Origin of the sequence: Marinobacter caseinilyticus, assembly GCF_011074955.1 — a bacterium.
Classification (GTDB): domain Bacteria; phylum Pseudomonadota; class Gammaproteobacteria; order Pseudomonadales; family Oleiphilaceae; genus Marinobacter; species Marinobacter caseinilyticus.
In genome coordinates this window covers 92,893-114,252 of the sequence record NZ_WUQJ01000005.1, presented here as the reverse complement: position 1 = coordinate 114,252, position 21,360 = coordinate 92,893, and the positions used below count along the sequence as shown (strand labels likewise).

The 21,360-nt window shown below is 57.7% G+C and carries 20 protein-coding genes and 1 pseudogene; 11 read left to right on the top strand and 10 right to left on the bottom strand.

What is annotated here, in order from left to right; translation table 11 throughout:
• Positions 1 to 129 precede the first annotated feature (129 nt).
• Entirely contained in the window at positions 130 to 309 is a 180-nt protein-coding gene (locus tag GRX64_RS02230) for a hypothetical protein (RefSeq protein WP_166263558.1), read from the bottom strand.
• Between the two features lie 121 nt (positions 310 to 430).
• Between GRX64_RS02230 and GRX64_RS02225 the strand changes: the two genes are divergently transcribed.
• The 3 genes from GRX64_RS02225 to GRX64_RS02215 all read left to right on the top strand — a co-directional run bounded on the left by GRX64_RS02225 (position 431) and on the right by GRX64_RS02215 (position 3,197).
• Positions 431 to 2,122 carry a methyl-accepting chemotaxis protein gene (locus GRX64_RS02225; RefSeq protein ID WP_166263557.1) on the top strand — a complete coding sequence of 564 codons (1,692 nt, stop codon included), beginning with the start codon at positions 431 to 433 and terminating at the stop codon, positions 2,120 to 2,122.
• 558 nt (positions 2,123 to 2,680) lie between these two features.
• The gene (locus tag GRX64_RS02220; protein ID WP_166263556.1) at positions 2,681 to 2,983 is read left to right on the top strand and encodes a hypothetical protein; all 303 of its coding nucleotides are present in this window, start codon (positions 2,681 to 2,683) and stop codon (positions 2,981 to 2,983) included.
• Positions 2,984 to 3,002: 19 nt separating this feature from the next.
• The gene (locus GRX64_RS02215; RefSeq protein WP_166263555.1) at positions 3,003 to 3,197 is read left to right on the top strand and encodes a hypothetical protein; all 195 of its coding nucleotides are present in this window, start codon (positions 3,003 to 3,005) and stop codon (positions 3,195 to 3,197) included.
• Positions 3,198 to 4,238: 1,041 nt separating this feature from the next.
• On the opposite strand, the gene GRX64_RS02210 is transcribed toward GRX64_RS02215, so the two are convergent.
• The 3 genes and pseudogenes from GRX64_RS02210 to GRX64_RS02200 form a co-directional block, all read right to left on the bottom strand.
• The gene (locus GRX64_RS02210) at positions 4,239 to 4,424 is read right to left on the bottom strand and encodes a hypothetical protein (RefSeq protein ID WP_166263554.1); all 186 of its coding nucleotides are present in this window, start codon (positions 4,422 to 4,424) and stop codon (positions 4,239 to 4,241) included.
• Positions 4,425 to 4,675: 251 nt separating this feature from the next.
• A pseudogene (locus tag GRX64_RS02205) lies at positions 4,676 to 5,539 on the bottom strand (patatin-like phospholipase family protein); the annotation flags it as partial.
• 524 nt (positions 5,540 to 6,063) lie between these two features.
• Positions 6,064 to 6,243, bottom strand: coding sequence for a hypothetical protein (locus GRX64_RS02200; RefSeq protein WP_166263552.1), 180 nt, complete (start codon positions 6,241 to 6,243; stop codon positions 6,064 to 6,066).
• Between the two features lie 488 nt (positions 6,244 to 6,731).
• Between GRX64_RS02200 and GRX64_RS02195 the strand changes: the two genes are divergently transcribed.
• Positions 6,732 to 7,373: a DUF1294 domain-containing protein gene (locus GRX64_RS02195; protein ID WP_166263551.1), complete on the top strand. Its 642-nt coding sequence runs from the start codon at positions 6,732 to 6,734 to the stop codon at positions 7,371 to 7,373.
• Positions 7,374 to 7,519: 146 nt separating this feature from the next.
• Positions 7,520 to 7,804 carry a DUF4399 domain-containing protein gene (locus tag GRX64_RS02190; protein WP_345790062.1) on the top strand — a complete coding sequence of 95 codons (285 nt, stop codon included), beginning with the start codon at positions 7,520 to 7,522 and terminating at the stop codon, positions 7,802 to 7,804.
• A gap of 145 nt (positions 7,805 to 7,949) precedes the next feature.
• On the opposite strand, the gene GRX64_RS02185 is transcribed toward GRX64_RS02190, so the two are convergent.
• The 4 genes from GRX64_RS02185 to GRX64_RS02175 form a co-directional block, all read right to left on the bottom strand.
• The gene (locus GRX64_RS02185; protein ID WP_235937485.1) at positions 7,950 to 8,768 is read right to left on the bottom strand and encodes a transporter; all 819 of its coding nucleotides are present in this window, start codon (positions 8,766 to 8,768) and stop codon (positions 7,950 to 7,952) included.
• Between the two features lie 18 nt (positions 8,769 to 8,786).
• Entirely contained in the window at positions 8,787 to 9,917 is a 1,131-nt protein-coding gene (locus tag GRX64_RS19690; protein WP_207308700.1) for an amidohydrolase, read from the bottom strand.
• Positions 9,856 to 10,518, bottom strand: a complete 663-nt coding sequence (locus tag GRX64_RS19685) for an amidohydrolase family protein (RefSeq protein ID WP_207308699.1) — start codon at positions 10,516 to 10,518, stop codon at positions 9,856 to 9,858. Before GRX64_RS19685 ends, GRX64_RS19690 begins: the two co-directional genes overlap by 62 nt.
• A gap of 154 nt (positions 10,519 to 10,672) precedes the next feature.
• Entirely contained in the window at positions 10,673 to 11,278 is a 606-nt protein-coding gene (locus tag GRX64_RS02175) for a hypothetical protein (RefSeq protein ID WP_166263549.1), read from the bottom strand.
• Positions 11,279 to 11,429: 151 nt separating this feature from the next.
• Here GRX64_RS02175 and GRX64_RS02170 point away from each other — a divergent pair, with 151 nt between their 5' ends.
• Complete coding sequence (locus GRX64_RS02170; RefSeq protein WP_166263548.1) at positions 11,430 to 13,661, top strand: tetratricopeptide repeat protein; 2,232 nt, start codon at positions 11,430 to 11,432, stop codon at positions 13,659 to 13,661.
• A 319-nt stretch (positions 13,662 to 13,980) separates the two neighbouring features.
• Complete coding sequence (locus tag GRX64_RS02165) at positions 13,981 to 15,567, top strand: arylsulfatase (protein WP_207308698.1); 1,587 nt, start codon at positions 13,981 to 13,983, stop codon at positions 15,565 to 15,567.
• Between the two features lie 192 nt (positions 15,568 to 15,759).
• On the opposite strand, the gene GRX64_RS02160 is transcribed toward GRX64_RS02165, so the two are convergent.
• Positions 15,760 to 16,059 (bottom strand): DUF3175 domain-containing protein, encoded by a 300-nt coding sequence (locus GRX64_RS02160; protein ID WP_207308697.1) that lies wholly within the window; start codon positions 16,057 to 16,059, stop codon positions 15,760 to 15,762.
• A gap of 175 nt (positions 16,060 to 16,234) precedes the next feature.
• Here GRX64_RS02160 and GRX64_RS02155 point away from each other — a divergent pair, with 175 nt between their 5' ends.
• From GRX64_RS02155 to GRX64_RS02145, 3 genes are all read left to right on the top strand, one after another.
• Positions 16,235 to 16,873, top strand: coding sequence for an SDR family oxidoreductase (locus GRX64_RS02155; RefSeq protein ID WP_166263546.1), 639 nt, complete (start codon positions 16,235 to 16,237; stop codon positions 16,871 to 16,873).
• Positions 16,874 to 16,980: 107 nt separating this feature from the next.
• Positions 16,981 to 17,679: a VWA domain-containing protein gene (locus GRX64_RS02150; RefSeq protein ID WP_166263592.1), complete on the top strand. Its 699-nt coding sequence runs from the start codon at positions 16,981 to 16,983 to the stop codon at positions 17,677 to 17,679.
• A gap of 57 nt (positions 17,680 to 17,736) precedes the next feature.
• Entirely contained in the window at positions 17,737 to 18,468 is a 732-nt protein-coding gene (locus GRX64_RS02145; protein WP_166263545.1) for a DnaJ domain-containing protein, read from the top strand.
• A gap of 5 nt (positions 18,469 to 18,473) precedes the next feature.
• Here the strand turns inward: GRX64_RS02145 and GRX64_RS02140 are convergent, their stop codons facing one another.
• A complete protein-coding gene (locus GRX64_RS02140) occupies positions 18,474 to 19,559 on the bottom strand; it encodes an alpha/beta hydrolase (RefSeq protein WP_235937484.1) in 1,086 nt (361 codons plus the stop codon).
• A gap of 838 nt (positions 19,560 to 20,397) precedes the next feature.
• On the opposite strand from GRX64_RS02140, the gene nei reads away from it, so the two are divergent.
• Positions 20,398 to 21,291 carry an endonuclease VIII gene (nei, locus tag GRX64_RS02135; protein ID WP_235937483.1) on the top strand — a complete coding sequence of 298 codons (894 nt, stop codon included), beginning with the start codon at positions 20,398 to 20,400 and terminating at the stop codon, positions 21,289 to 21,291.
• Positions 21,292 to 21,360 lie beyond the last annotated feature (69 nt).

Here is a 21,360-nt window from a genome sequence, read left to right as displayed (position 1 = left end):
CCAACGCGGTGACGATTCCGAATGGACGCACCGGGGCGGCACCAAGGAAGGGAGCCGCGTCCTTTCGCGCCGGGGTGTTGCGGGCAGGCGATACACTCTTTGAATTGTGAGGTATGCGGCCACTGCCGATCAACCGATAACCGTCCTGTTCGGAATCGGCCCGCCCGTTGCCCCGTTGCCGATAGAAACCAATAAAACCGGGGCCGAATTATTTTGTGCGGTTGTGATGGACGGCTTTGATGGAAGACTGTGCGGGCTGACAGGGCAGGTGCAGATGTTGCCGTAAAATAGACCGGTTCCGGTTTTCATGCGGGTTTCCTTAGCTACACTTGGGGCATTGTATTTGGCCGCGGAACCGCAAGACGTTGAAGTTCCGGTGAGCCCGGCCGTTAACCAACCATACTGTTCCCCGGAGAGGACACTAATAACAATGAATGCAGTCGCTTTGGAAAGTCGTCAAGGTCCGTCTTGGTTAAGCCGTGTCAGCAACGTGTTGGTTCTGGCCTTATTCGCCCTGGCCGTGATGGTGCCGGACTTCGCCCAGGCCGGGCTTGGGCTGGCGGCCCTGATTACCGTGCTGGCCTGGTGGCTGGGCCGTGATCGGGTGGCCAGCGCCGAAACGCCGGCCGCACCCGATGCGGGCCAGGGTCCGGGGGTGCTGGATATATCACGCGACCAACCGGTCGGCTCCGGTCAGGCAGGGCGGATAGCCCGGGAACATAATGAGCTGCTGGCCAGCATGCGCGGCGCCCTGTCGGACCTGCGCCACCATGCGGTGCAGGTGGCGGTGCAGTCCGCGCGACTGCGCAAGCTGACTGGCGAGGCGCAACAGAGCGCCCGCAAACAGGAAGAAGTCTCCGAACTGATTGCCCAGTCCAGTGGCGAGGGTGCCACAGCACTGGAGGACATTACCCAGCGCACCGGCTCGGTCTCGGAGCTCAATTCCCGCAATCTCGACGGGGTGCGGGAGTCCAATCAGGCGCTGTCCCACGTGGCCGAGCGTATCGGCCAGGTCAACAACCAGTTGCTGAGCTTTCGCGAGACCGTAGCCGGGCTAAGCGACAGCGCGGGCAAAATCGGCAAGATTCTGGAGCTGGTGCAGGGGTTCTCGGACCAGACCAATCTGCTGGCGCTGAATGCCGCCATCGAGGCGGCTCGGGCGGGCGAGGCCGGTCGCGGTTTCGCGGTGGTGGCGGACGAGGTGCGCCAGTTGGCCCAGAAGATTGCGTCGGCGACCGGCGACGTGAATCAGATCATCAGCGATATGGATTCCCGGGTCGGGCGCACCGAAAAAGATACGGAGCAGTTGCTTGAGCAAACCGTTCAGGCCCGTGAGGAGGTGACCTCGACCGCAGCCCAGTTCGACGACATGCTCCAGTACATCGAGCAGGCGCACGATGAGCTTCTGTCCATCACCTCTTCCGTGGAGGAGGTCAGTATCACCAACCGCCAGGTGCACGAGCACGGCAACGAGATCCATCAGCTTGGCCGTGAACTGGCGGGGGAGATTGCCGAATCGGACGCCTACTCCGAGCAATTGCGCAAAGCCACCGAGGCTTCTATGGCGCTGCTGGCACGCTACCGCATCGGGCGGGGGGCTTTCGAGGAGATTCTGGAAGAGCGCCAGACGTTGGCCGCCGAATTCGAGGACAGGCTCACCGAACTGGCCCAGCAGGGCGTGGACATCTTTGATCGCCACTACGAACCGGTTTTGAACACCTGGCCGCAAAAGTACCGGACCCGGTTCGTCGATCGCTTCAAGAAAGCGTTCCAGGACCTGACCGACCGCAGTAAGGAGCGTTTTGATGGCACGGTCTACAGCCTGTTGGTGGACGTGAATGGCTACATTGCTGTTCATCATCGAGCCACGTCACAGCCGATCACCGGTGACCATGACAAAGACCTGCTCTACAGCCGTGACCAGCGGCTCTACAACAGCAACGAGACTGAAAAACGCCGGGCCAGCCACACCGACCGGTTCCTTCTGCAAACCTATATCCGGGATACCGGGGAAATTCTGAATGACCTCTCGATCCCCGTGCACGTGAACGGCAAACACTGGGGTGCGGTGGTCATGGGTTTCAATCCGGACCTGTTGCTGGCGGGTAACGGCCGAGACTGACGCCCGCCGTGAAGCCGTCATCTGCTGGCGGCTTTCAACGGCTCACTAAAACAAGGCCTGGGTCAGTCGTACGTTTGGTCTGCTGGGTCTTGACGGCAAGGCGGGATCTGAACCCGAAGTGCCATCGCCGGATTTCTTTTAGCGGTATACTTTTCGCGTTTATGTAATATTTTCATGTTCTTGAAGAACTGGCAGAAATCTATTACCGTTCACGAAACCAAACAGGGAAGAATCAAACAGTGCAACGGATGACTGCACAGTTCTGGCGTAGCTTGCCACTGCTCTTACCGTCTTTTTTTTTTCGACGACGTTTATTGCTCCCACCGTATTTTCGAATACCTTGACTCTGGAAGGCTCGCTTGATGCTGGCGCCTATACCGGTGCTTCACTGCGATTTACATGCGACCTCCGAAGTTTTACAGATGCCGACGGTTTTTTTATCAGTGATGCCCATGATCCCAACGTTTCAGATTCTCTGACTTTTGGCTTTGATGGTGGTCATCAATATCTGATATGGACAATTGCGCTCAAAAGGATGGGCGATTAGACAAGAGCCCTATGGATGAAGAGGGCTTTCCAATCACTCTTGAAACCTATATTCCATATTTTTACAGCGAGTTGCCGTACGAGATCCGGGAACGCTTTAGCGCTAACGTGGGGGCTGAAAAGGCAGGATTTCTTGAGGTGCGTTTCAATCAGCAGATCCAGCACCACGGCTATTGGGTTGAAGAATCCCAAGGTTGGTTGAACAGCATTCAGTTTTTACCAACGCTTCCATCCTCGGAGCGAGGCCGGATAGACCTTGAGGATGGAAAAAGGGAGCTCAGAGAAATGCAGAAACGCTGCATTTTTAAACAGTAAAACGAAAGGAAATATGGACATGCCTGACTTAGTAGACCTCATGCCCTATGAGACACCAACCGGTAAAAAAGCAGCTGCGGCAAAGCTCGCCGAGATAATGGGTATTCCAGAAGCAACAGTGCCTCGCGATGCAGATTACAACCAAGTGGTTGCTGCAATGGCGGGGTTATTCTTTACCGGCACGTTGAGAACCATCAGCGCCGTGAAATTATGAGTACAATTCAAAAGTTTAAAATATCCCAACGACCCTTCTACGGCCAACTACAAGGTAAAATTGCATTGATTATTGCCCAGCCGAGGTGGGAACAATGGTCGCTGACAAACCAGGAACTGCAAAACATAGTTGAGTTTCACGAAAATTTTGGCCGGATCAGCACTTTGGCCGGATCAGCACTATTGCGGGGGTGAATCCTGGCGCATATGGCGTTGGTGCAAGTGTTTGGCAAATAATAAATGTTGGTGCAACAAAAAGTAATGTTGTTGGGTTTACTGCATCGGTAATTCTCGTTGGCATAGGGGAGGCATCTTACAGAGCAGGTGAGAGTGCAAATTCTGAGCTTGAGAGCCGAGTTAAAAGAATGCCCATCAACCCCGCATCTCCTGTGAACTGACCTAATAGCTGCCCGGAAAGAAGTGTTCTTCCCAGGCTCAAAGGTGTTGTAAATATGACCAAGTACTCGCTCTTCCTTGATGCAGTATTTTATCTACTGGTCTTCATAGTTCTTTCGACCAGCATGTTGGCTGTCAATCTAATAACCGGAACCATTCATGGCTTGTCCGTTAATGTGCTTGCCACCATTTTTACCGCTCTGTTTCTGTATCGGTATCGGTATCGGTATCGGTATCGGTATCGGTATCGGTATCGGTATCGGTATCGGTATCGGTATCGGTATCGTTGGAAAAGTCAAATCCCGGCTAGGGCCACTATCGCAGTTTTTTCGATGTTTTCGGGTGTTTCCGCAATTACCTTTTTGTTTCTCTTGCAGATCGCGGGTCCGTCCATTCCTGGCTATGCTTTCGCGCCGCTGCAATGGTACGAGCTTCTAATCGTCTTTCTCGTCAACTTTGGGGTTTTTGCCTTAACGTTCGCTTTAAAAGGACGATCACAATTGAAAGGGCTAGAGTAATCTGCCTGGTTTTTGGAATGCTGAAGGCCGGGGTCAGGTCGTACGTCTGACCTGCTAGACGAAGGCAAGGCGGGATCTGACCCCGATATGGCTCGCGCTCTGGCAGCCCCGACAGCTCAAAAAATAACTCAGTGACGCGGGTTACCGTCTCCAGAGGAGGACTCGTCGTCGGATTTGTTGTCATCCGGCGTCAGGTAGTAATCCTTTTCCTCGAACGTTTTCATTTCAGGATCGCCAATGTTGTTCTTGCGACGGCCCCGATAAAGCCAGAAGGCCACAACCGCGACGATGACAATCAGTATGATCCACTTCATGCCCGTTTCCTCCGCACAGTGGTATTGGAACTTCTGAGTAAGTCGATTGGCAATTCTGGCTTCAGAGACAGCCCCTCAAAGTTTGCAGAATCGCCAATCGACTTATTCAGGGGTCTCCTGATTTTCGGTCATTCCGGGGGCCGATGCATCAAGATTGGAACCCTGAATCAGAAAAGGCATCGTCAATGCACGGGTGACTGTCTGGGGACTTGCCCGGGGCCCCTCGCCAATGACCGTCTGATAGTGTCCGGTCAGCTTCGATTGCGGAGAGCAGCGGCGTGGCGTTTCAGATCCTGAACGATCTCAGGCACCTTGAGGGGCAACAATTTCCAGGTCGCCTTGAGCAGGTAAATCACGACGTTCATCCGTTTGTACCAGAACACCCGGCGAATCTTGTTCTTCATCGGGCGGTAGCCTTCCATGTAAAGCTCGTCCAGGCAGTCGGCGTTGTTGGTGAGGCTGTAGCGGCTTAAATCCAGCGGTACCGCGATGTCGGCCTTTTTCAGCTGTTTGCGGGTATTGGAATCGATCACAATGTTGATGGCATTGCTGATCACATCCAGCGTATCTTCGGGTTTCGTGTACCGGCTAACGTGGCTCAGATCAACCGCAACGGTAATGCCTGCGCCCATTGCGGCGAGCGGCGAAATCGGTACATTTTCAACCAGCCCGCCGTCGACCAGAATCCGGCCATCCACCTCCACCGGCACAAACAGACCGGGCACCGCCATGGACGCGCAGACGACCTCTGCCAGATTGCCTTTCTGGAAGACCAACTGCTCGCCGGTTTCGATGTCCGTGGCGCAAATGGCCAGGGGAATGTCGGCGTCTTCGATCCGGACATTCCCCAGATCCCGATGGATCATATCCCGGATATTGTCCGTGCTGAACAGGCCGCCGCGTTCCAGGGTGAAGTTAAGAATCTTCGACAGGTTCAGTGCTGAACCAATAGACAGTATGGACTCGACCGGCCGGCCGAAGGCATGGTAACTGGCCACCAGTGCCCCGACGCTGGTGCCGGAAATGCAATGAATCCGGATGCCTTCTTCCTCAAAGGCCTTTAGCACACCGATGTGAGCAATGCCCTTGGCAGCACCCCCCCCCAGAGCCAGACCGATGTGGGTGTTAAAGGGATTGAGCTTCATAGACGAGGGCCTGTTGGGGTTTCAGAAGAGATTGAGTTGTCAGCCAGGAAAACCGGGGCAGATCCATTTGCTGCCTGGACTGTGTAGGGTAACAAATCTGTCGCGGCCTGACCCCGGCTTTTCCGAGTGTCGTCGGGTATCCGGGAAGTGCCCGATTCAGGGCAACAGACGATGCCCGTTCACGGCGGAGCCTCCTGAATCGGGGAAAGGTATAGAGCGAGTAATGGAGGAAATTGTGGTTGATGGATCTGGGGGCAGGGGGTTTGCTCCGAAGCTGAAGCGTCGGCTACGTAAGCCTGCGGCAGGTGTCGGTGACCGCTTGCAGCGTCTGGGCGTTCACGCCACTCCGCGTAGTGATAAAAACAGTGATAAAAACAGTGATAAAAACAGTGATTAAACGCAGTGACGAAAAAGGCACCCCGACAGATGAATACAGGGTGCCCCAAGCATGTTTAATTTTTATCAACTGGCTTTACCTTGGCTTTGCTCTGGTTTTACTGGGCATTCTGATGAAAATGCTCAGCGGCGAGAGTATCCGGGAGGGTCGGCGAGTCGATTGCTTTGTCGCAGGTGGGAACCCCCTTGCACTTGATATCCTCTATACCAACGCCCTCGGCGACGGCTGTTCCGGTGAACATGAGTGCCAAGACGGCTATTAATGATAAGTGTTTCATGATTGTTTGCTCCTGTGTGTGGTTAACCATCTTGATCCGATACCACATGATAAGGACCGCGCTGTGTTGGTCCTCATACATAGAGACACACTCTGCCGGGGAAGGTTACAGACGTAGTTCTCATAACTGTTTTCAAATTATTCAGAAAAATTCTAAAAGTACGGGGCCTGACCCACTGCACTGGCACGGCCCTGGCGTAACGGGTTGCCGGGTTCGAAAGCCGTCTTGAGGCGCAGTCTGCTGCAGCCGAAATTCCGCGCCTGGAGCAGCTCCGCGGTTTCCATGGATTAGGGGCCTCTGGCCAGACAACTGGTGAAACCTTTATCCTAGCCTGGCGGACGCCCACAGGGTTTGTGACCTGCTGGCGGGTGTATGACTGACGACGTGTCGCTGCCTCTTTAGCATCAACGGGGCTTCGTCACGTGGAGCGCATCGGGCCTGCCGGTGCTTGGGTGCTGTTGGGATAAGGTGTTGAGAGGAGACGTTCATTGAACCGGAAAGGAATACTCACCGCATGGAGTGACGACAGGGGGTTTGGTTTCATTACTCCGGCGGCTGGCGGAGAGCGGGTGTTTGCGCATGTCAGCAGTTACGCGGGCCGGGACCGGCCAGTCTCTGGTCGCAAGGTCGTTTACACGGTGGCCGAGGATCCTCAGGGACGGCCCAGGGCCGGGAGTTTCAAGTACGCGAGAACCGCCTGGCTCAGCGTCTTCATGGTGCCCGGGTTCTGGTTCGCCGGTGCCCTGGTGTTGGCGTTTTTCGCCCTTCTGACGAATTTGTCCGACCGCGGTTATCTGCCGGTGTCCATTCTGGCAGCCTATGGTGGGGTCAGCCTGGTGCTGTTTTTGGTGTACGGGCTCGACAAGCGGGCGGCGATACGGGGTACTCAGCGCACCGCTGAAAATACCCTGCATCTCTTTGAAGTCTGCTGTGGCTGGCCAGGCGCGCTGCTCGCCCAGCAGGTCTTTCGGCATAAAACCCGCAAGGGCAGCTATCAGTTCGTCTTCTGGCTGGCGGTTCTGGCCAATCTGGGCGCCCTGGGCTGGCTGCTGTTTGCGCCGGAGGCCATGAACTGGCGGCAGCAGCTGGGTTTAGACGGGCCGGGTATCCGAAGTTTTTTCACCCACTAGACTGACACTGGATAGCCAATAAGGGACAGGAAACAGGAAGGAAGTGAAATAAAAAGGATCGCAATGACTCTGGTGTCAGCTCTGGTGATCAAGCCCCTCAGATCCTCGCCGAGACCATAAGAACCGCTTCCCCGGCGGATGCCGAGGTGTATTTTATTCAGCCCAGAGACGGTGCCCCAGTTGAGAGCACCTTCAGGGTCGTTTTGGGTGTGTGCAATATGGACGTCGCACCGGTGGCGGTGGAAGACGGCACCGGGCATCACCGCCTGTTGAGCGATACCGAGATACCCGCCGATTTGATCACCTTGCTTGCCGCCATGGAGCGGGTCTGGCATTTTGGCGGTGGACAAACCGAAACCGAGATCACGCGGCCGCCGGACTTCCTGCGAGAGTGCTGGCGGATACCGCCAGGAAGGGAATTGCACCTATGAGGAAAATCCCTGCTTTCATGATCTAGCCTCCTTTGCCAAGAGATCATCGCCTAAAAAAGCAACCAATTGTCGCCGGTTTGTCGAGTTGATAAAACGGAAATATACTGCAGGTTATCTTTACATTTCATGAGGTTGCAGGGCGATTTTACTTGGGGTACAGCAGCGTGATGAACGCTCTCAGCCCCCAGTCGTCAGGCGATCCGTCAGCGGATTTGGCCCAATATCGAACACCTCCACCGACGCTTATCAGCTGCGTTCCGACCTTGGTGACTTTCGACAGGGTCGCATTCACTGGGACGCTCCACTGGCTGCCTTTCCAGTCGTAGGTGCTTTCCGTGTTGAGGGAATAGGTGACGGCTTCGGGGGTGGTGAAGGACACGAAGGGCTGGAGGAAGCTGGCACTGATATCGGCCCTGTCGTCATCACCGGCGAAGGACGAAATATGGTTAACCAGACCGCCGTAGGTCCAGCCACCATCCTGTTTCAATGCCACGGCCGTCGGCCCCGCGCCCCATTTATCGGCCGTCAGGGCATCGTCGGTGCCCGTTGGCAACAACGCAACCGGCCCCACGCCCCAGATCCACCCTGATGACGTTGGCGCCTTTGGCGAAAAAAAGACGCTCTGAACCACGTCACCCAGGCCTGACTGACTGTCCCCCGGGACAATATCGTCCTGCGCAATCAGCGGCACAATCGTCCTGGAGATGAGGTTCCACTCCGGGTTCAGGTCAATCGGGATCACCGGTTGCACATTCAGGGTCCAGCGTTCCCCGTCATCGTTTAACCCGATATGCTCGTCGTAATTCAGCTGCAGGGGCACGCTGACCAGCGCGGCTATCGGGTTGGCCAGCTGTTTGGCAAGGTCCGCGCTGCTTTCCTGAGCCATCCCGTGGCCGGCAGAGGCACTGAGGCACAGCAGTGACAGGCGCTTGATGATCCTTAAACGGCCATTTGGCATGTTCATTCTCTTCCTTCCCTTTCCTTAGTCATCGGTGGGCCTTTCGTACACCAGTTCGTCATCCTTGATGGTTTTCAAGACCTTGATGTCGGCGAGGTTCTGCTCGGGCGTCTGCAAAGGGTTCTCCGACAACACCACGAAGTCAGCCACCTTGCCGACCTCAATGCTGCCCTTGTGCTGCTCCTCAAAATGCTGCCAGGCCGGCCACAGGGTCATGGCCTTGAGGGCGGTCAGCACGGACACTCTGTGCTCCGGCCCCAGCACGCGCCCACTGCGGGTGATGCGGGTGACGGTGGCGGACAGCACGCGCATCGAGTCGGGCAGTGCCACCGGGGCGTCGTGATGGGTCCCGAACATCATGCCTTCTGCCAGCACCCAGCCCGTGGGCGAGATGTGTTCGGCACGCTCGGGACCGAGCACGGATTCACGGTGCCAGTCGCCCCAGTAGAAGGTGTGCATGGGGAACAGGGAAGGAAAGACCGAGAGCGCCTTCAGTTCTTCGACCTGGTTTCTTCGAAGTACCTGCCCGTGAATCAACACCGGGCGGTTTTTCACCGCGGGGTATTTGGCCCTGGCTTTGCGGATGGCGCTGATCAGACTGTCGGCGGCGGCATCCCCATTGGCGTGGGTGAGGATCTGCCAGCGGTTGGCAAAGGCTTTGTCCACCGCCTGATCCACCGTTGCCTGATCGACCGCAGGGTAGCCGCGATAGCCTTCCTCCCGGCCGTCCGGGGGCACGTGGTAGGGCTGGGATAACCAGGCGGTTTTGCCTTGGGGCGAGCCGTCGATGGTCAGTTTTGCACCCCCGGTGCGGAACCTGCCGTGATAGTTCAGGGCTGGCTGAATGACGTCCACCTCGAGGATATCCGGGTAGGCGACCAGATCGATCGGCAGGTCGCCCCGGCTCGCCACCCGGGTCATGGCGGCCAGCCCCGCCTCGGTCGCTCTGCCCTCCTGGCCGGTGGTGTAGCCAAAGGCGGCCAGCTGCCTGGTGCCCGCTTCCACCAGCGCATCGTTGATGTCGTCGGTGAAGCGTTCGGCCAGTTTGCTGAGTAGATAGAAAAACGCGTATTCCTCGCCGACGCCGTTCGGTTCACGAGAGCCCTCCCGGCGCCGGAAGACACCGCCGGCGGGATCCTCGGTGTCGGCGGTCACCCCCCGCCAGTTCCAGCGCCTTGCTGTTGACCGCGCCCAGATGGCCGGACTGGTGAATAATCAATACCGGCAGTTCGGTGGACACCTTGTCCAGGTCGTCGCGGTTGGGGTGCCTCTGTTCTGCCAGTTGGGAGTCGTCGTAGCCGAAGCCCACAATCCAGCCGACCTTCCCGATGGCTTCCTGATTGTTTTCCGCCCAGTCGGTCAGCAGGCTGAGCAGGGCGGGGATGTCTTTGCCATCCCCGTCCGGCGGTGGCAGCAGGTTGGCGGTGGTCGCCTGAACGCCCTGAATGTAGGCGTGGCCGTGGGAATCCACAAACCCGGGGAGCAGGGTGTTTCCCTGGAGGTCATGAATCCTCGTTTCGGTTCCCTGCAGGCGCTGAATCACAGCTTGAGGGCCAGCGACAATGATAATGCCGTCTTTGACAGCGACCGCCTCGACGCTGGGCTGCGCGTCGTTAATGGTGATGATGGGACCGCCCAGATAAATCGTATCGGCGCTGACGTCAGGCTCAGCGAGCCCATCGGTTGTAGTCTGAGAGTGGCTGGCCAGGCTCAGAGACAGCAAAAGAGTCAGTGCTAACCGGGGTTGAACAATCACGGAAACCTCCATGTTTCCAGGGGCGGATCAGTGTCCTGTGGCCCTCGTGACGAACAACCTATACTCCAGCGGCAATGGGGCGGGTGAATGACTCAAAATCTATAGCAGTTTGGGCGCGTCCGCAACTGTCTCCCCCGCTGAACTGGTCAGTGTCTTATTGTTGTGGAGCTTGTTGTTGGTGAGTGGGGCTTCTCCTGGTGCTGCCAATAAACAGGTAATTGCTGTGAAGCTGACGGTACGCAGTGGGTGAGACGATGTTTTGTACCGACACCACCATGCCCGGGTGAGCTTTCGAGGTGAACCGGGTGGCAATACCGATGTACTCACCGTCACGTGTTTGCTCCAGGGTGTCGCTTTCCCAGCCCTCTTTCAGGCATTGTTGAACGAAATTCAGACTTTTCTGGTACCGAATCTGGGCAATGTCCTCGTTAGGCGCATTGGCAGAGCAGACGTAGGCGCGGTCGCCCCCAGCCCACGACCACACTTCACAATGGCCGCGAATCAGCTCGGTTTCGGCCCGGTACAGCGTCATCAGCCGGTAGTGGGTCCCCGGGCCTCGAAGGGTTATGAATTCCGTGTCATAGTCGCGGATGATGGACTGGAGGCTGCCGCAGGTGTCCGACACGCCCGCGGTCAGGTTGGAATCGGTGGCGCAGGCGGTCAGGCTGAGGGTCAGGATTCCGCAGATTAACCGGGAGAATGACTGAGAGAGAATCTGGGAGATCGTCTTGGATAGTAATTGGGGCCGGCAGGGTTTCATGGTCGCTCCTTGCGCTATGCGCTCCTTGTGGGTGTTCCCACGGTGCCGCTAGGTTAATCATCGTCCCTGATGGCGGATCTGTCGAGCCTGAGATCAGGTCGCATTTTTTATTTTATCTGCCATCATTGAGATCGTACGTCAGGGAAGACTTATGATCAGACACATTCTGTTGCTGCTACTGCTGGTGGCCGGTTGTCCGGCACAAAGCACCCCAAACGCCGCCGATGCGGGTGAAGGCTATGGCGACGGCAAAGGCTACGTAGGCGCAACCGTCTGCGCCGGTTGCCATCGGTCTGAGCATGCGCTCTGGCAAGACTCCCACCATGATAAAGCGATGCAGCCAGCAGACCCCGAGACGGTCCTCGGTCGGTTTGATGATGACTCGTTTGAGTATTTCGGGGTGGAGTCCAGGTTCTTTCGTCAGGGCGATCGGTTTATGGTCAGGACCGACGGACCTGATGGCGAGCTGACGAACTATCCCATCGCCTATACTTTCGGCGTTTATCCATTGCAGCAGTATCTGATTGAGATGCCCGGCGGCCGTTTGCAGGCCTTGAGCATCGTCTGGGATAGCCGGTCCCTGGCGATGGGTGGCCAGCGTTGGTATCACCTGTACCCGGATGAACCCGTCCGCGCGGGCGATGAACTTCACTGGACGGGACGTAATCAGAACTGGAATTTTATGTGTGCGGATTGCCACTCCACGCATCTGCAAAAAAATTACGATCTGAAGCTCGACCGCTACAACACCACCTGGAGTGAAATGAACGTCGCCTGTGAGGCCTGTCATGGGCCCGGCCGGGTGCACGTATCGGCCATGGATGATGGCGACATGGGGCTGCCGTTTTCGGGATTTGAGCTGGCGCTTTCCCGGACCAAAACCAAGGACTGGTTCCCTGATCCTCAGACCGGAAGCCCCACACCCGGACCTTCCGGTGGCGTATCCCAGCCAGAACTCGAAACCTGCGCCCAGTGCCACTCACGTCGGGCGACCCAGTTTCATGGCGCGCAGCCGGAAGATGGCCTTTTCCAGCATTTCATGCCGGCCCTTCTGGACGAAGGCCTGTATCACGCAGACGGCCAGATTGACGATGAGGTCTTCGTATTCGGCTCCTTTGTTCAGAGCGCCATGTACCACGCAGGCGTGACCTGTTCCGATTGCCACAATCCACACAGTTTGTCGTTGAAAGCGCCGGGTAATGCCCTGTGTGGACAGTGTCATCTGCCGACAAGATTTTCTGTCGAAAAACACCACGGTCATCCCGAAGGCAGTGCCGGCGCGCAATGTGTCAACTGCCACATGCCAGACAAAGTGTATATGGGGGTGGATGCCCGCAGGGATCACAGTTTCCGGGTGCCCCGGCCCGATCTGTCCCTGCAGCTGGGAGTGCCCAATGCCTGTAATCAATGCCACACGGATAAAACAGCGGAATGGGCCGCAAATGTCTTAGAGGCGCGCCATGGCGCGCCGGATGAGGATCACTTTGCCTTGGCACTGCAGGCAGGGCGTTACGGCAGTCCCCAGGCTGAGGCTTTGCTGGCGCAACTGATCCTGGATACCACGCAGCCTGCCATAGCACGGGCAACGGCCGTGACGCTGCTGCCGGAGGTCCTGTCCCAGGAGTCGGCGGGCGTGTTGCAGCAGGCCAGTCGGTCCGATGATCCACTGCTGGCTCTGGGCGCTGCGCGGGCGCTCGGCTTGTTACCGGAACAGTACCGACCCCTATTTGGTGTGCCCGGTTTGTATGACCAACATCGGGTCATCCGCAGTCTGACCGCCAGTCAGCTCTCGGAACCGGCCCTGCCGGAGCGTCCGGCGGAGGTCCGGGAACGCTACCGGCGCGCTCTGTCGGATTATGTCCGGTCACAGCTGAATAACTCAGACCGGCCTGAGTCGCTGCTGAATCTGGGTGAATACCTGTGGCAAAGGGGCGAGGTCGATAAGGCTGAGAGTTATTACCGAAAAGCCATGGAACGGGCGTCCTATTACACGCCGGTCTACGTCAATCTGGCGGAATTTCTCCGGGCCGAGGGCAGAGATGGTGAGGGCAAGCAGGTCCTGAAAAATGGCCTGTCTGCCGTTCGCGATCCGGCGCCGATTGAGCACTCTCTGGGACTGCTGCTGGTGCGCGAGGGCAAGCTCACCGAAGCGCTGACCTATCTTAAGCGCGCGGCCGAGAGCAGCAGCGCGACCGATCGCTACATCTACGTCTATGCGGTTGCCCTGGAATCCAGCGGACAGACCCGTGAGGCCGTCGCAGTGCTGGAGCGGGCGATTGAAAGATTTCCTGACAACCGTGACATGTTGTCGGCGCTGGTGAGTTTTCATCGGGCTCTGGGGGAGAACGATGAGGCCCGGGATTATGAGCAGCGACTGCAATAAAACAGGTGAGCCAATGACGTCAAGCCACCGTAATTGACTCTATACGGTTAACGAAAGACCAAAGCCAACAGGCTTGGTCAAGCTTACAAGGCTGTTCATGCAGAGGGAATTGCGGGAATAGGCGAATTTCGTAGCGAATTGGGTAGTGCTCCGGGTAGTGCCCTAGGTAGTGCTCTGAATAGCGCCCTGGATAGGGCCCTAGATAGTGCCCTAAACAGTGCTCTGAGCTGGTAGTGCAGTGCAATCTCCTCTGTTGATTCAGGAACCGCCGGTTTTGCCGGCTTTCGCTTGATGGAAAGACAGAAAATGGAGATTTCTTATGAAAACCTCTCAACCGAGACCCCTTTCCCGCCGTTCCCTATCGAGGCTCGCCACTACGGTATTACTGAGTCTTTTAGGGCTGATGAGCGCCGTCGCGTTCGCTCAGGAAAAACCGAACATCCTGATCCTTTTCCCCGATGACGTTGGTTGGCAAAACGTCAGCGCCTATGGGCTTGGCACCATGGGATACCGCACGCCCAACATTGACCGGATCGCCCGGGAAGGGGTCATGTTCACCGATCACTATGCGCAGCCCTCCTGCACTGCCGGCCGCGCGGCTCTGATCACGGGGCAGTACCCCATACGTAGCGGCATGACCACGGTCGGGCGTCCCGGTGCCGAACTCGGCCTCAGGCCCGAGTCCCATACGTTGGCGGAGGTTCTGAAAAACCTCGGATATGCCACGGGTCAGTTTGGCAAGAACCATTTGGGCGATCGCAATGAACATCTCCCCACGGTTCACGGTTTCGATGAGTTCTTCGGCAACCTCTATCACCTGAACACCCAGGAAGAGTTTGAACAGGTCGACTATCCGAAAGACCCGGAATTTTTCAGGAAGTTTGGTACCCGTGGCGTCCTCCACACCTACGCGACCGACGTAGTTGATGAGACCGTCGACCCCCGGTTTGGCAAGGTCGGCAAACAAAAGATTGAGGATACCGGCCAGCTTTCCCGGGAGCGGATGAAAACGATGGATCAGGAGTTCATGGACGCGAGTCTGGAATTCATCCGGCGCGCGAAGGACGACGGCCAGCCATTCTTTGTCTGGTTCAACCCCAGCCGGATGCACATGTACACGCGCCTGAGTGACGAGAGCCGTTACCTGGCTGCCGAGCACACCACCGAGCATGATTTCTATGGCAGCGGTCTGATCGAGCATGATCGGCAGATCGGAGCCATGCTCGATGCGCTGGAGAAAATGGGGGTGCTGGATAACACCATCATTATCTATTCAACCGACAATGGACCGGAACACAGTGCCCGTCTTCATGGCGGTACCACACCGTTCCGAGGCGAAAAGATGACCACCTATGAGGGGGGTGTTCGGGTTCCGATGATGGTGCGCTGGCCGGGCAAAATTCCCGGCAACACGGTGCTGAGTGGCATTCAGACTCACATGGACATCTACACCACGCTGGCAGCGGCCGCAGGCGAACCAGACATCGCAGATAAAGTGCTTGAAGACCATCAGCAACCGATTGATGGCGTGAACAATCTCGACTACTGGCTGGGCAAGTCCGATGAGAGTGCCCGGGACCACTTTTTCTATTATTACGAGTCGGGCATCAAGGCGATTCGGTATCAACAGTGGAAGCTGCATTTCGAAACCAGCGAAAATTATTACGCGCCTTACGAGAAGCAGAAGTTCCCGATTTTCTACAATATCAGAATGGACCCTTTCGAGAGCTTTGATAGCACGACCGACCGCTCTGACATCGTTCAGGCAAAACAGTGGCTCAATGAGCCGGTGCAGCACTTGCTCGCAGAGCACATAGCGTCGCTTTCTGAATACCCACCGGTGCAAAGGGCGGCCACCTTCGACTTCAGCTCGCTGATGGATCAGCTGTTGTCAGGTAAGCAATAGGGCCTGAATGCACTCTAAGGGCGCGAACGATACAGACTGTCCTAACGACAGTCCTGAATGACAGCCTTATCTGCCCCGGCGGCGCCCCTGACAGGACGCCGCTGGCAGTCTTGAGACGCAACTTGCCGCACCGGGATTCACACATCGGGTGATTGGTCGGCGAGGGAAAACCGGGGCCAATGGCTGAGGGCCTCATCCGTCGTTACGGATTCGGCGAGGCCGGCCGAAGAGCACGCGCAACTCATCTTTCGCGGCCTCCAGACGGTCTCTTTGTGCCGGGTTGAGTTGTTCGCCCGCCCGGTTGATGTAAAACGTCAGCATCGACATAGCCGACCGGTAAGGGTCCGATTTGCGTTGAGTGCTCGCTTCGGCAGACTTCTTCAGGGAGCAGGCGATGTCCCGGGGGTCGTCAAGGGTAAACACGCCAGGCTCAAGGTCCAGGGCATGGCTGGATTCGGTGACCTTCTGTGACCAGTGCCCGGGTTTATCCAAGGTTTGTCTCCTGTCGTGTGACGGAACCAAAACAGACTGCAAAACGGGACCGGTCTGTTTTGCGGATGGCCCGGTTATGTGACAGGTTAAAGCGTAGCCGGTGCCTTGAATTATGTGTGCCGAGCACTCAGCTACAAAAGATAGTCAAACCAGCCAGCAAATCAGGAGATCCGCCATGCACGTGTTCATTGCAGGAGCCAACGGGCAAATTGGGCAACACCTGCTGCGGGAAATAGCAGACAGCGATCACGGCGCGCGGGCTTTGGTCCGGCACCTGGATCAGGGTCCGGAATTGCAGCAATTGGGCGCCACGGAAACCGTACTGGGCGATCTCGAGCAAGACTGTCGCGAGGCTATGAAAGGCTGCGATGCGGTCATTTTTACCGCTGGTTCAGGCCCTCATACGGGGCCGGAGAAAACCATCGCGGTGGATCAGGACGCTGCTATCCGGCTGATGGATACCGCCAAGGCGATGGGTATAAAGCGTTTTATCATGGTGAGCAGCATGCGGGCTGAGGAGCCGGATAAGGGGCCGGAAAAACTCCGCCATTACCTTCGGGCCAAACACAACGCCGATGAGCATCTGAAGAACAGCGGTCTGAATTACACCATTGTTCGACCGGGCCAACTGACCAATGAGGAAGGGACGGGCAAGGTGTCAGTCAGTGCGAGGCTGGCGGATTTCGGCAAGATCCCACGACAGGATGTTGCCCGCGTTCTGCTGGCGGTGCTGGACTCGGATAATGTCACAAACCGCGTCTTCGACGTGGTATCCGGCGACACGCCGGTGGCTGAGGCACTGGCAAAACTGTAACGTCCGCCAGACTCCAAGGTATCGGCGCGGCGGACCTGTGAATTGCTTTGCCTTTACCCTAGGATTGTAGAAAGAGTTTGAGCAGCCCAGGCGGTTTTCAGAAGCTTATGTCCGACAAAGAGCTACGCACCAAATCCGATAAACAGTCGATCGACCAGTTTATCCAGCAGGTCCGCAAACTGCCCAGGCAGGGCGATGGTGAGCAGGGCCGGCTGATTTTCGCGCTGGATGCAACCGCGAGCCGGGAGGCAACCTGGGACCAGGCGTGTCACTTGCAGAGTGAACTGTTCCTGGCGACCAGGGATCTGGGCGGCCTGGCCATTCAGCTGTGTTACTACCGTGGCTTCGGTGAATTCAAGGCCACGGGGTTTGTCACCGAGACCGGTCAGCTGTTGAACCTGATGAACGGCGTTTCCTGCCTGGGTGGTCACACCCAGATCAGCCGGGTGTTGGCGCACGCCTTGAAAGAAACCCGTGCAAAGGCCGTCAAGGCCGTCGTGTTTATCGGGGATTGTTGTGAGGAGCCGGTGGACAAGCTCTGTCACACCGCCGGCGAACTGGGCATGCTGCGCACCCCGGTGTTCATGTTCCACGAGGGCGCCGATGCCCATGCCAGGGCGGTGTTTCAGCAGGTGAGCAAACTGTCCGGAGGTGCCTACGCCCCCTTTGACCGCAACAGCCCGCAGGTGCTCAAGGATCTTATGGCGGCGGTGGCGGTCTATGCGTCTGGGGGTGCCCGGGCCTTGCAGGACTTTTCCAGCCGCAGCTCCCCGGAAGTCAAGCGCCTGACAAAGCAAATCCGATAGCGCTCGTTTCCATTCATCTTCAAGCCATTGATGGGCCGATGCGCCCGGGGTACCTGAGTGTCACTAACGCTACTGGTTGTCGTCATGTCGGTTGTCACCTGGGTCTGGTTTCGCAACCAGCCGTCCAGCCAGCGCAAGCCGGCCATTATCAAGCTGGTGCTGATTGCCAGTGTCGTGACGTTGGTGGTGTTGGCCGCGACCGGGCGGTTGTACTACGTGGTTGTGCTGTTGGCCTTTCTTTTACCGCTGCTGCGCCGGGTGCTGCCCTCGTTGTTGACGGGGCGCATGGCGGGGGCGGGCAGGGGAGATGCCAAGGCCAAACCGGGCAACCAGTCCCATGTGTCCAGCGATATCCTCGATATGACTCTGGACCATGACACCGGCGCCATGAGCGGCGAGATCCTGAAAGGCCCCATGGCTGGCCGGTTGCTGGCGGACCTGGGCGAAAGCGAATTTATCGAGCTGTTGCGATATTGCCGGGAGCAGGATGAAGATTCCGCCCGGTTGCTGGAAACCTACCTTGACCGCCGGTTCGGAGACTCCTGGCATGCGGACGACCTGGCGGGCGCTGACGGCCGGGAATCCGGCGATGGTGGCGACACAGGTCGTGCTGGCGGCGCCCTGACCGACAGCGAAGCCCGGGACATCCTCGGAGTGGAACCCGGTGCCAGCCGGGAAGAAATCATCCAGGCGCACCGGCGGATGATGCAGAAAGTGCACCCGGACCGTGGCGGGAGTAACTATCTGGCCGCGCGCATCAATGAGGCCAAAGAGCGCCTGCTGGGCTGATGGCTTTACGCGGACCCCGCCTCTACCCGCGACAGAAACGCCCCGATATGCTCGAACGCCTCCTCCGCCTCCGGTAACAGCGGCGTAAACAAATGCCACACATGAACCATGTCCGGCCAGGTTTTCAATTCCACTGGCGAGCCGGCGGCCCGCGCTTTCTCTGCGTACCGCTGGGCGTTTTCCAGCAACAGTTCCGATTCGCTGACGTGAATCAGGGTGGGCGGAAGGCCTTGTAACTTGCCGCGCAGGGGCGATGCCATCGGGCTGGTGGGCAATACCCGCATGCCCAGCACGGTTCCCCACCACAGCAACGGCGGCGGTATCCGGGACATTTTTTTAACGGTGGGGCCCAGCATGGCATCGGTTTTCAGGTTGGCGCGGCGGCCCAGCGCAGTCAGCATCAGTTCGGTGGAGGGAGACAGTGCAATCACGGCGTTCGGAGGTCGCAGGCCCTGATCCCGTATCCAGGCGGTGAGTCCCAGGGCATGGCTGCCGCCCGCGGAGTCTCCCGCCACCACCACAAAATCGGCCGGCGCCTTTCCCTCCGGGCCGTTGTCCAGCAGCCAGCGATAAGCCCGCTGACAGTCGATAATGCCGTCGAGGAAGCGGCCTTCCGGCATCAGCCGGTAATCGATTGCGAATACGCAGGCGTGGGACAGCCTCGACAACCGGTCCGTTATGGTGCGATGGCTTTTGGGGCTGCCGGCGACCCAGGCGCCACCATGAATGTAGAGGATGCGACGCTCGGGTTTTGCCCCAGGCGCAATGACCCATTCCCCTTTAGGCGCGCCACTGGCCGGGGCACGAATTTCCGAGGCCAGCTCCAGACCATCGCTCATGCCGTCCATGTAGTGGCGCAACGCCTTTACCCGGGCGCGGCCATGGAGGCCTTCAGCGGCGGCATGCATACCCTTGACCATTTCAAGCACGTGTTGGCGAGCCTCATCATTTTGCTGGCGGGCCGTCGGTGGCTGGCCAGTGGGCGTGTCGGTGTCATCCCCGGCATCGCGACGCCGGCGCAGGATAAACACCACGGCCGCAACCACCGCGAGGAGGATCAGTCCAGACCCTATCATTGCGAACCAGGCCATTCCGAATATCATATACAGCCTTTATGGGGTGTCATGGGTGTCTTCTGCCACCCTGAGTCCGGCTCGCAGATGGTCACTTGAATTTACGATGACGATCCGCAGCAGCCAGGCGACTTGCCCTGTGGGGCGAGTGGCTCGTGATAACCGTGTGTCTTGTTGCCAGGGGCGTCGCCCTGAAGGGGCTACATTATCACAGTATGTCGGGTGCTCAGTTTTTCATCAGCGCAGAATTCGGCAACCACTGATATTGCCCCGGCCCTTGGACATTATCGCGGCTTCGGGCGGCTCATCGATCTTGGTCTGATCGGCTGATCAATCGCTCTGATTCAGTGCTGTCTCCCGGCAATCAATCTTAAGCTGGATTGCGTCGCCGTAGATGCCGGTGAACTGCCAGAGCATCCCTGCTCAGACGCACATCACCGCCTTAATCAAGCGCTTTCTGTACCGCCACATAATGGGTGGCGCGGTCACCAGCCATCACGGGGGAGACCTTCCTTTCGAGGGTAAACGGCGTGCCATCCTTGCGGTAGTTTTAACAGTGCTGCCAGGCATGGCCTGGGTACAGAAAGCCAAGTCTGGCGGCTAAGGGTGTATGGGGCGTGTCGCGACTCCCAGCGCTTGCCGAGTGCTGATCGAAATGCGCCATTGAAAAGCGATAATGAAGAGTGCCAATTAAAAGAGCCAATTTAACCGGGCAATTTAGCAGCGCAACTTAACGGAATACGGCAACTGGATTAAGCCTGGCTTACGTCGATGTTCAAGATCGTGTCTCGCGTGAGACGGTAGCGCTCGTGACATGCGCAGGCTGGTCTGTCACCGGCAGGATGACGTAATCATTTTGACCATCTTGTCAGAGAGTCAGGACGTTATGCCCGAAGGCCCGGAAATTCGCCGTATGGTCGATGATATCAGCCGCGCTGTTGCCGGCCAGACCGCCGAAAAAGTGATGTTTGCATTTGACCGGCTCAAAATTTTTGAACCGTTGCTGGCGGGGCGTCAGGTAACCACGGTGGAGGCCCGGGGCAAGGCGGTGCTGGTGTTTTTGTCGGCAACGGACGAGGACGGCCCGTGGTGTGTGTACAGCCACAACCAGTTGTACGGAAAGTGGCGAATTGGACAACCCGGCCGGCCGCCAAAAACCAACCGGCAACTGCGGTTCGCGGTGATTGGCGCCAAAAAAGCGGCCCGGTTGTACAGTGCGTCCGAGATCCGGCTGGTACGGCCGACCGAACTGGACGAGATTGCTTATCTGGCGCGCCTGGGGCCTGACCCGCTGAATCAGGCTGTGACAGTGGAGGATTTGCTGGCGATCTTCGACGACCGGCGATTTCGCGGTCGGAGTCTGGGCGGCTTGTTGCTGGACCAGGGTTTTGTCGCGGGCATTGGTAATTATCTGCGCTCCGAGATCCTGTTTGAGGCTCGACTGGCACCGGCACTGCGGCTCCGGGATCTGGACGACGGCGCGCGCCGGCGACTGGCCGAGGCCATCCTCACGCTTATCCAGCGCGCCTACACCCTCAAGGGCGTCACCAATGACCCCAAAAAGGCCAAGCAACTCAAGCGTCAGGGGTGGAACTTTGGCCAGCGCCGCCACATGGTGTTTAACCGTGATTCCCGAGTGTGCCATGTTTGCGACAGCCTGATCGTGAAGACGGCCATCGCGAGCCGTCGACTCTACTACTGTCCCTCCTGCCAGTCGCTTGCCCAACCAGGGCGAGCCGCGCCTGTTTGAGGTAACCCTGACCCGGCGTGAGGTGTGTGAATAGGGCGCATAGGAGGGCGTGTATGAGTAAAAAGTCTA

Excerpts from the sequence above, each read along its gene's own strand:
- GRX64_RS02170 (WP_166263548.1), top strand. The coding sequence starts at position 11,430 with ATGATCAGACACATTCTGTTGCTGCTACTGCTGGTGGCCGGTTGTCCG.
- GRX64_RS02215 (WP_166263555.1), top strand. The coding sequence starts at position 3,003 with ATGCCTGACTTAGTAGACCTCATGCCCTATGAGACACCAACCGGTAAA.
- GRX64_RS02200 (WP_166263552.1), bottom strand. The coding sequence starts at position 6,243 with ATGAAACACTTATCATTAATAGCCGTCTTGGCACTCATGTTCACCGGA.
- GRX64_RS02165 (WP_207308698.1), top strand. The coding sequence starts at position 13,981 with ATGAAAACCTCTCAACCGAGACCCCTTTCCCGCCGTTCCCTATCGAGG.
- GRX64_RS02225 (WP_166263557.1), top strand. The coding sequence starts at position 431 with ATGAATGCAGTCGCTTTGGAAAGTCGTCAAGGTCCGTCTTGGTTAAGC.
- GRX64_RS02220 (WP_166263556.1), top strand. The coding sequence starts at position 2,681 with ATGGATGAAGAGGGCTTTCCAATCACTCTTGAAACCTATATTCCATAT.
- GRX64_RS02185 (WP_235937485.1), bottom strand. The coding sequence starts at position 8,768 with ATGAACATGCCAAATGGCCGTTTAAGGATCATCAAGCGCCTGTCACTG.
- GRX64_RS02210 (WP_166263554.1), bottom strand. The coding sequence starts at position 4,424 with ATGAAGTGGATCATACTGATTGTCATCGTCGCGGTTGTGGCCTTCTGG.
- GRX64_RS02150 (WP_166263592.1), top strand. The coding sequence starts at position 16,981 with ATGTCCGACAAAGAGCTACGCACCAAATCCGATAAACAGTCGATCGAC.
- GRX64_RS02175 (WP_166263549.1), bottom strand. The coding sequence starts at position 11,278 with ATGAAACCCTGCCGGCCCCAATTACTATCCAAGACGATCTCCCAGATT.
- GRX64_RS02155 (WP_166263546.1), top strand. The coding sequence starts at position 16,235 with ATGCACGTGTTCATTGCAGGAGCCAACGGGCAAATTGGGCAACACCTG.
- GRX64_RS02140 (WP_235937484.1), bottom strand. The coding sequence starts at position 19,559 with ATGGCCTGGTTCGCAATGATAGGGTCTGGACTGATCCTCCTCGCGGTG.
- GRX64_RS02230 (WP_166263558.1), bottom strand. The coding sequence starts at position 309 with ATGAAAACCGGAACCGGTCTATTTTACGGCAACATCTGCACCTGCCCT.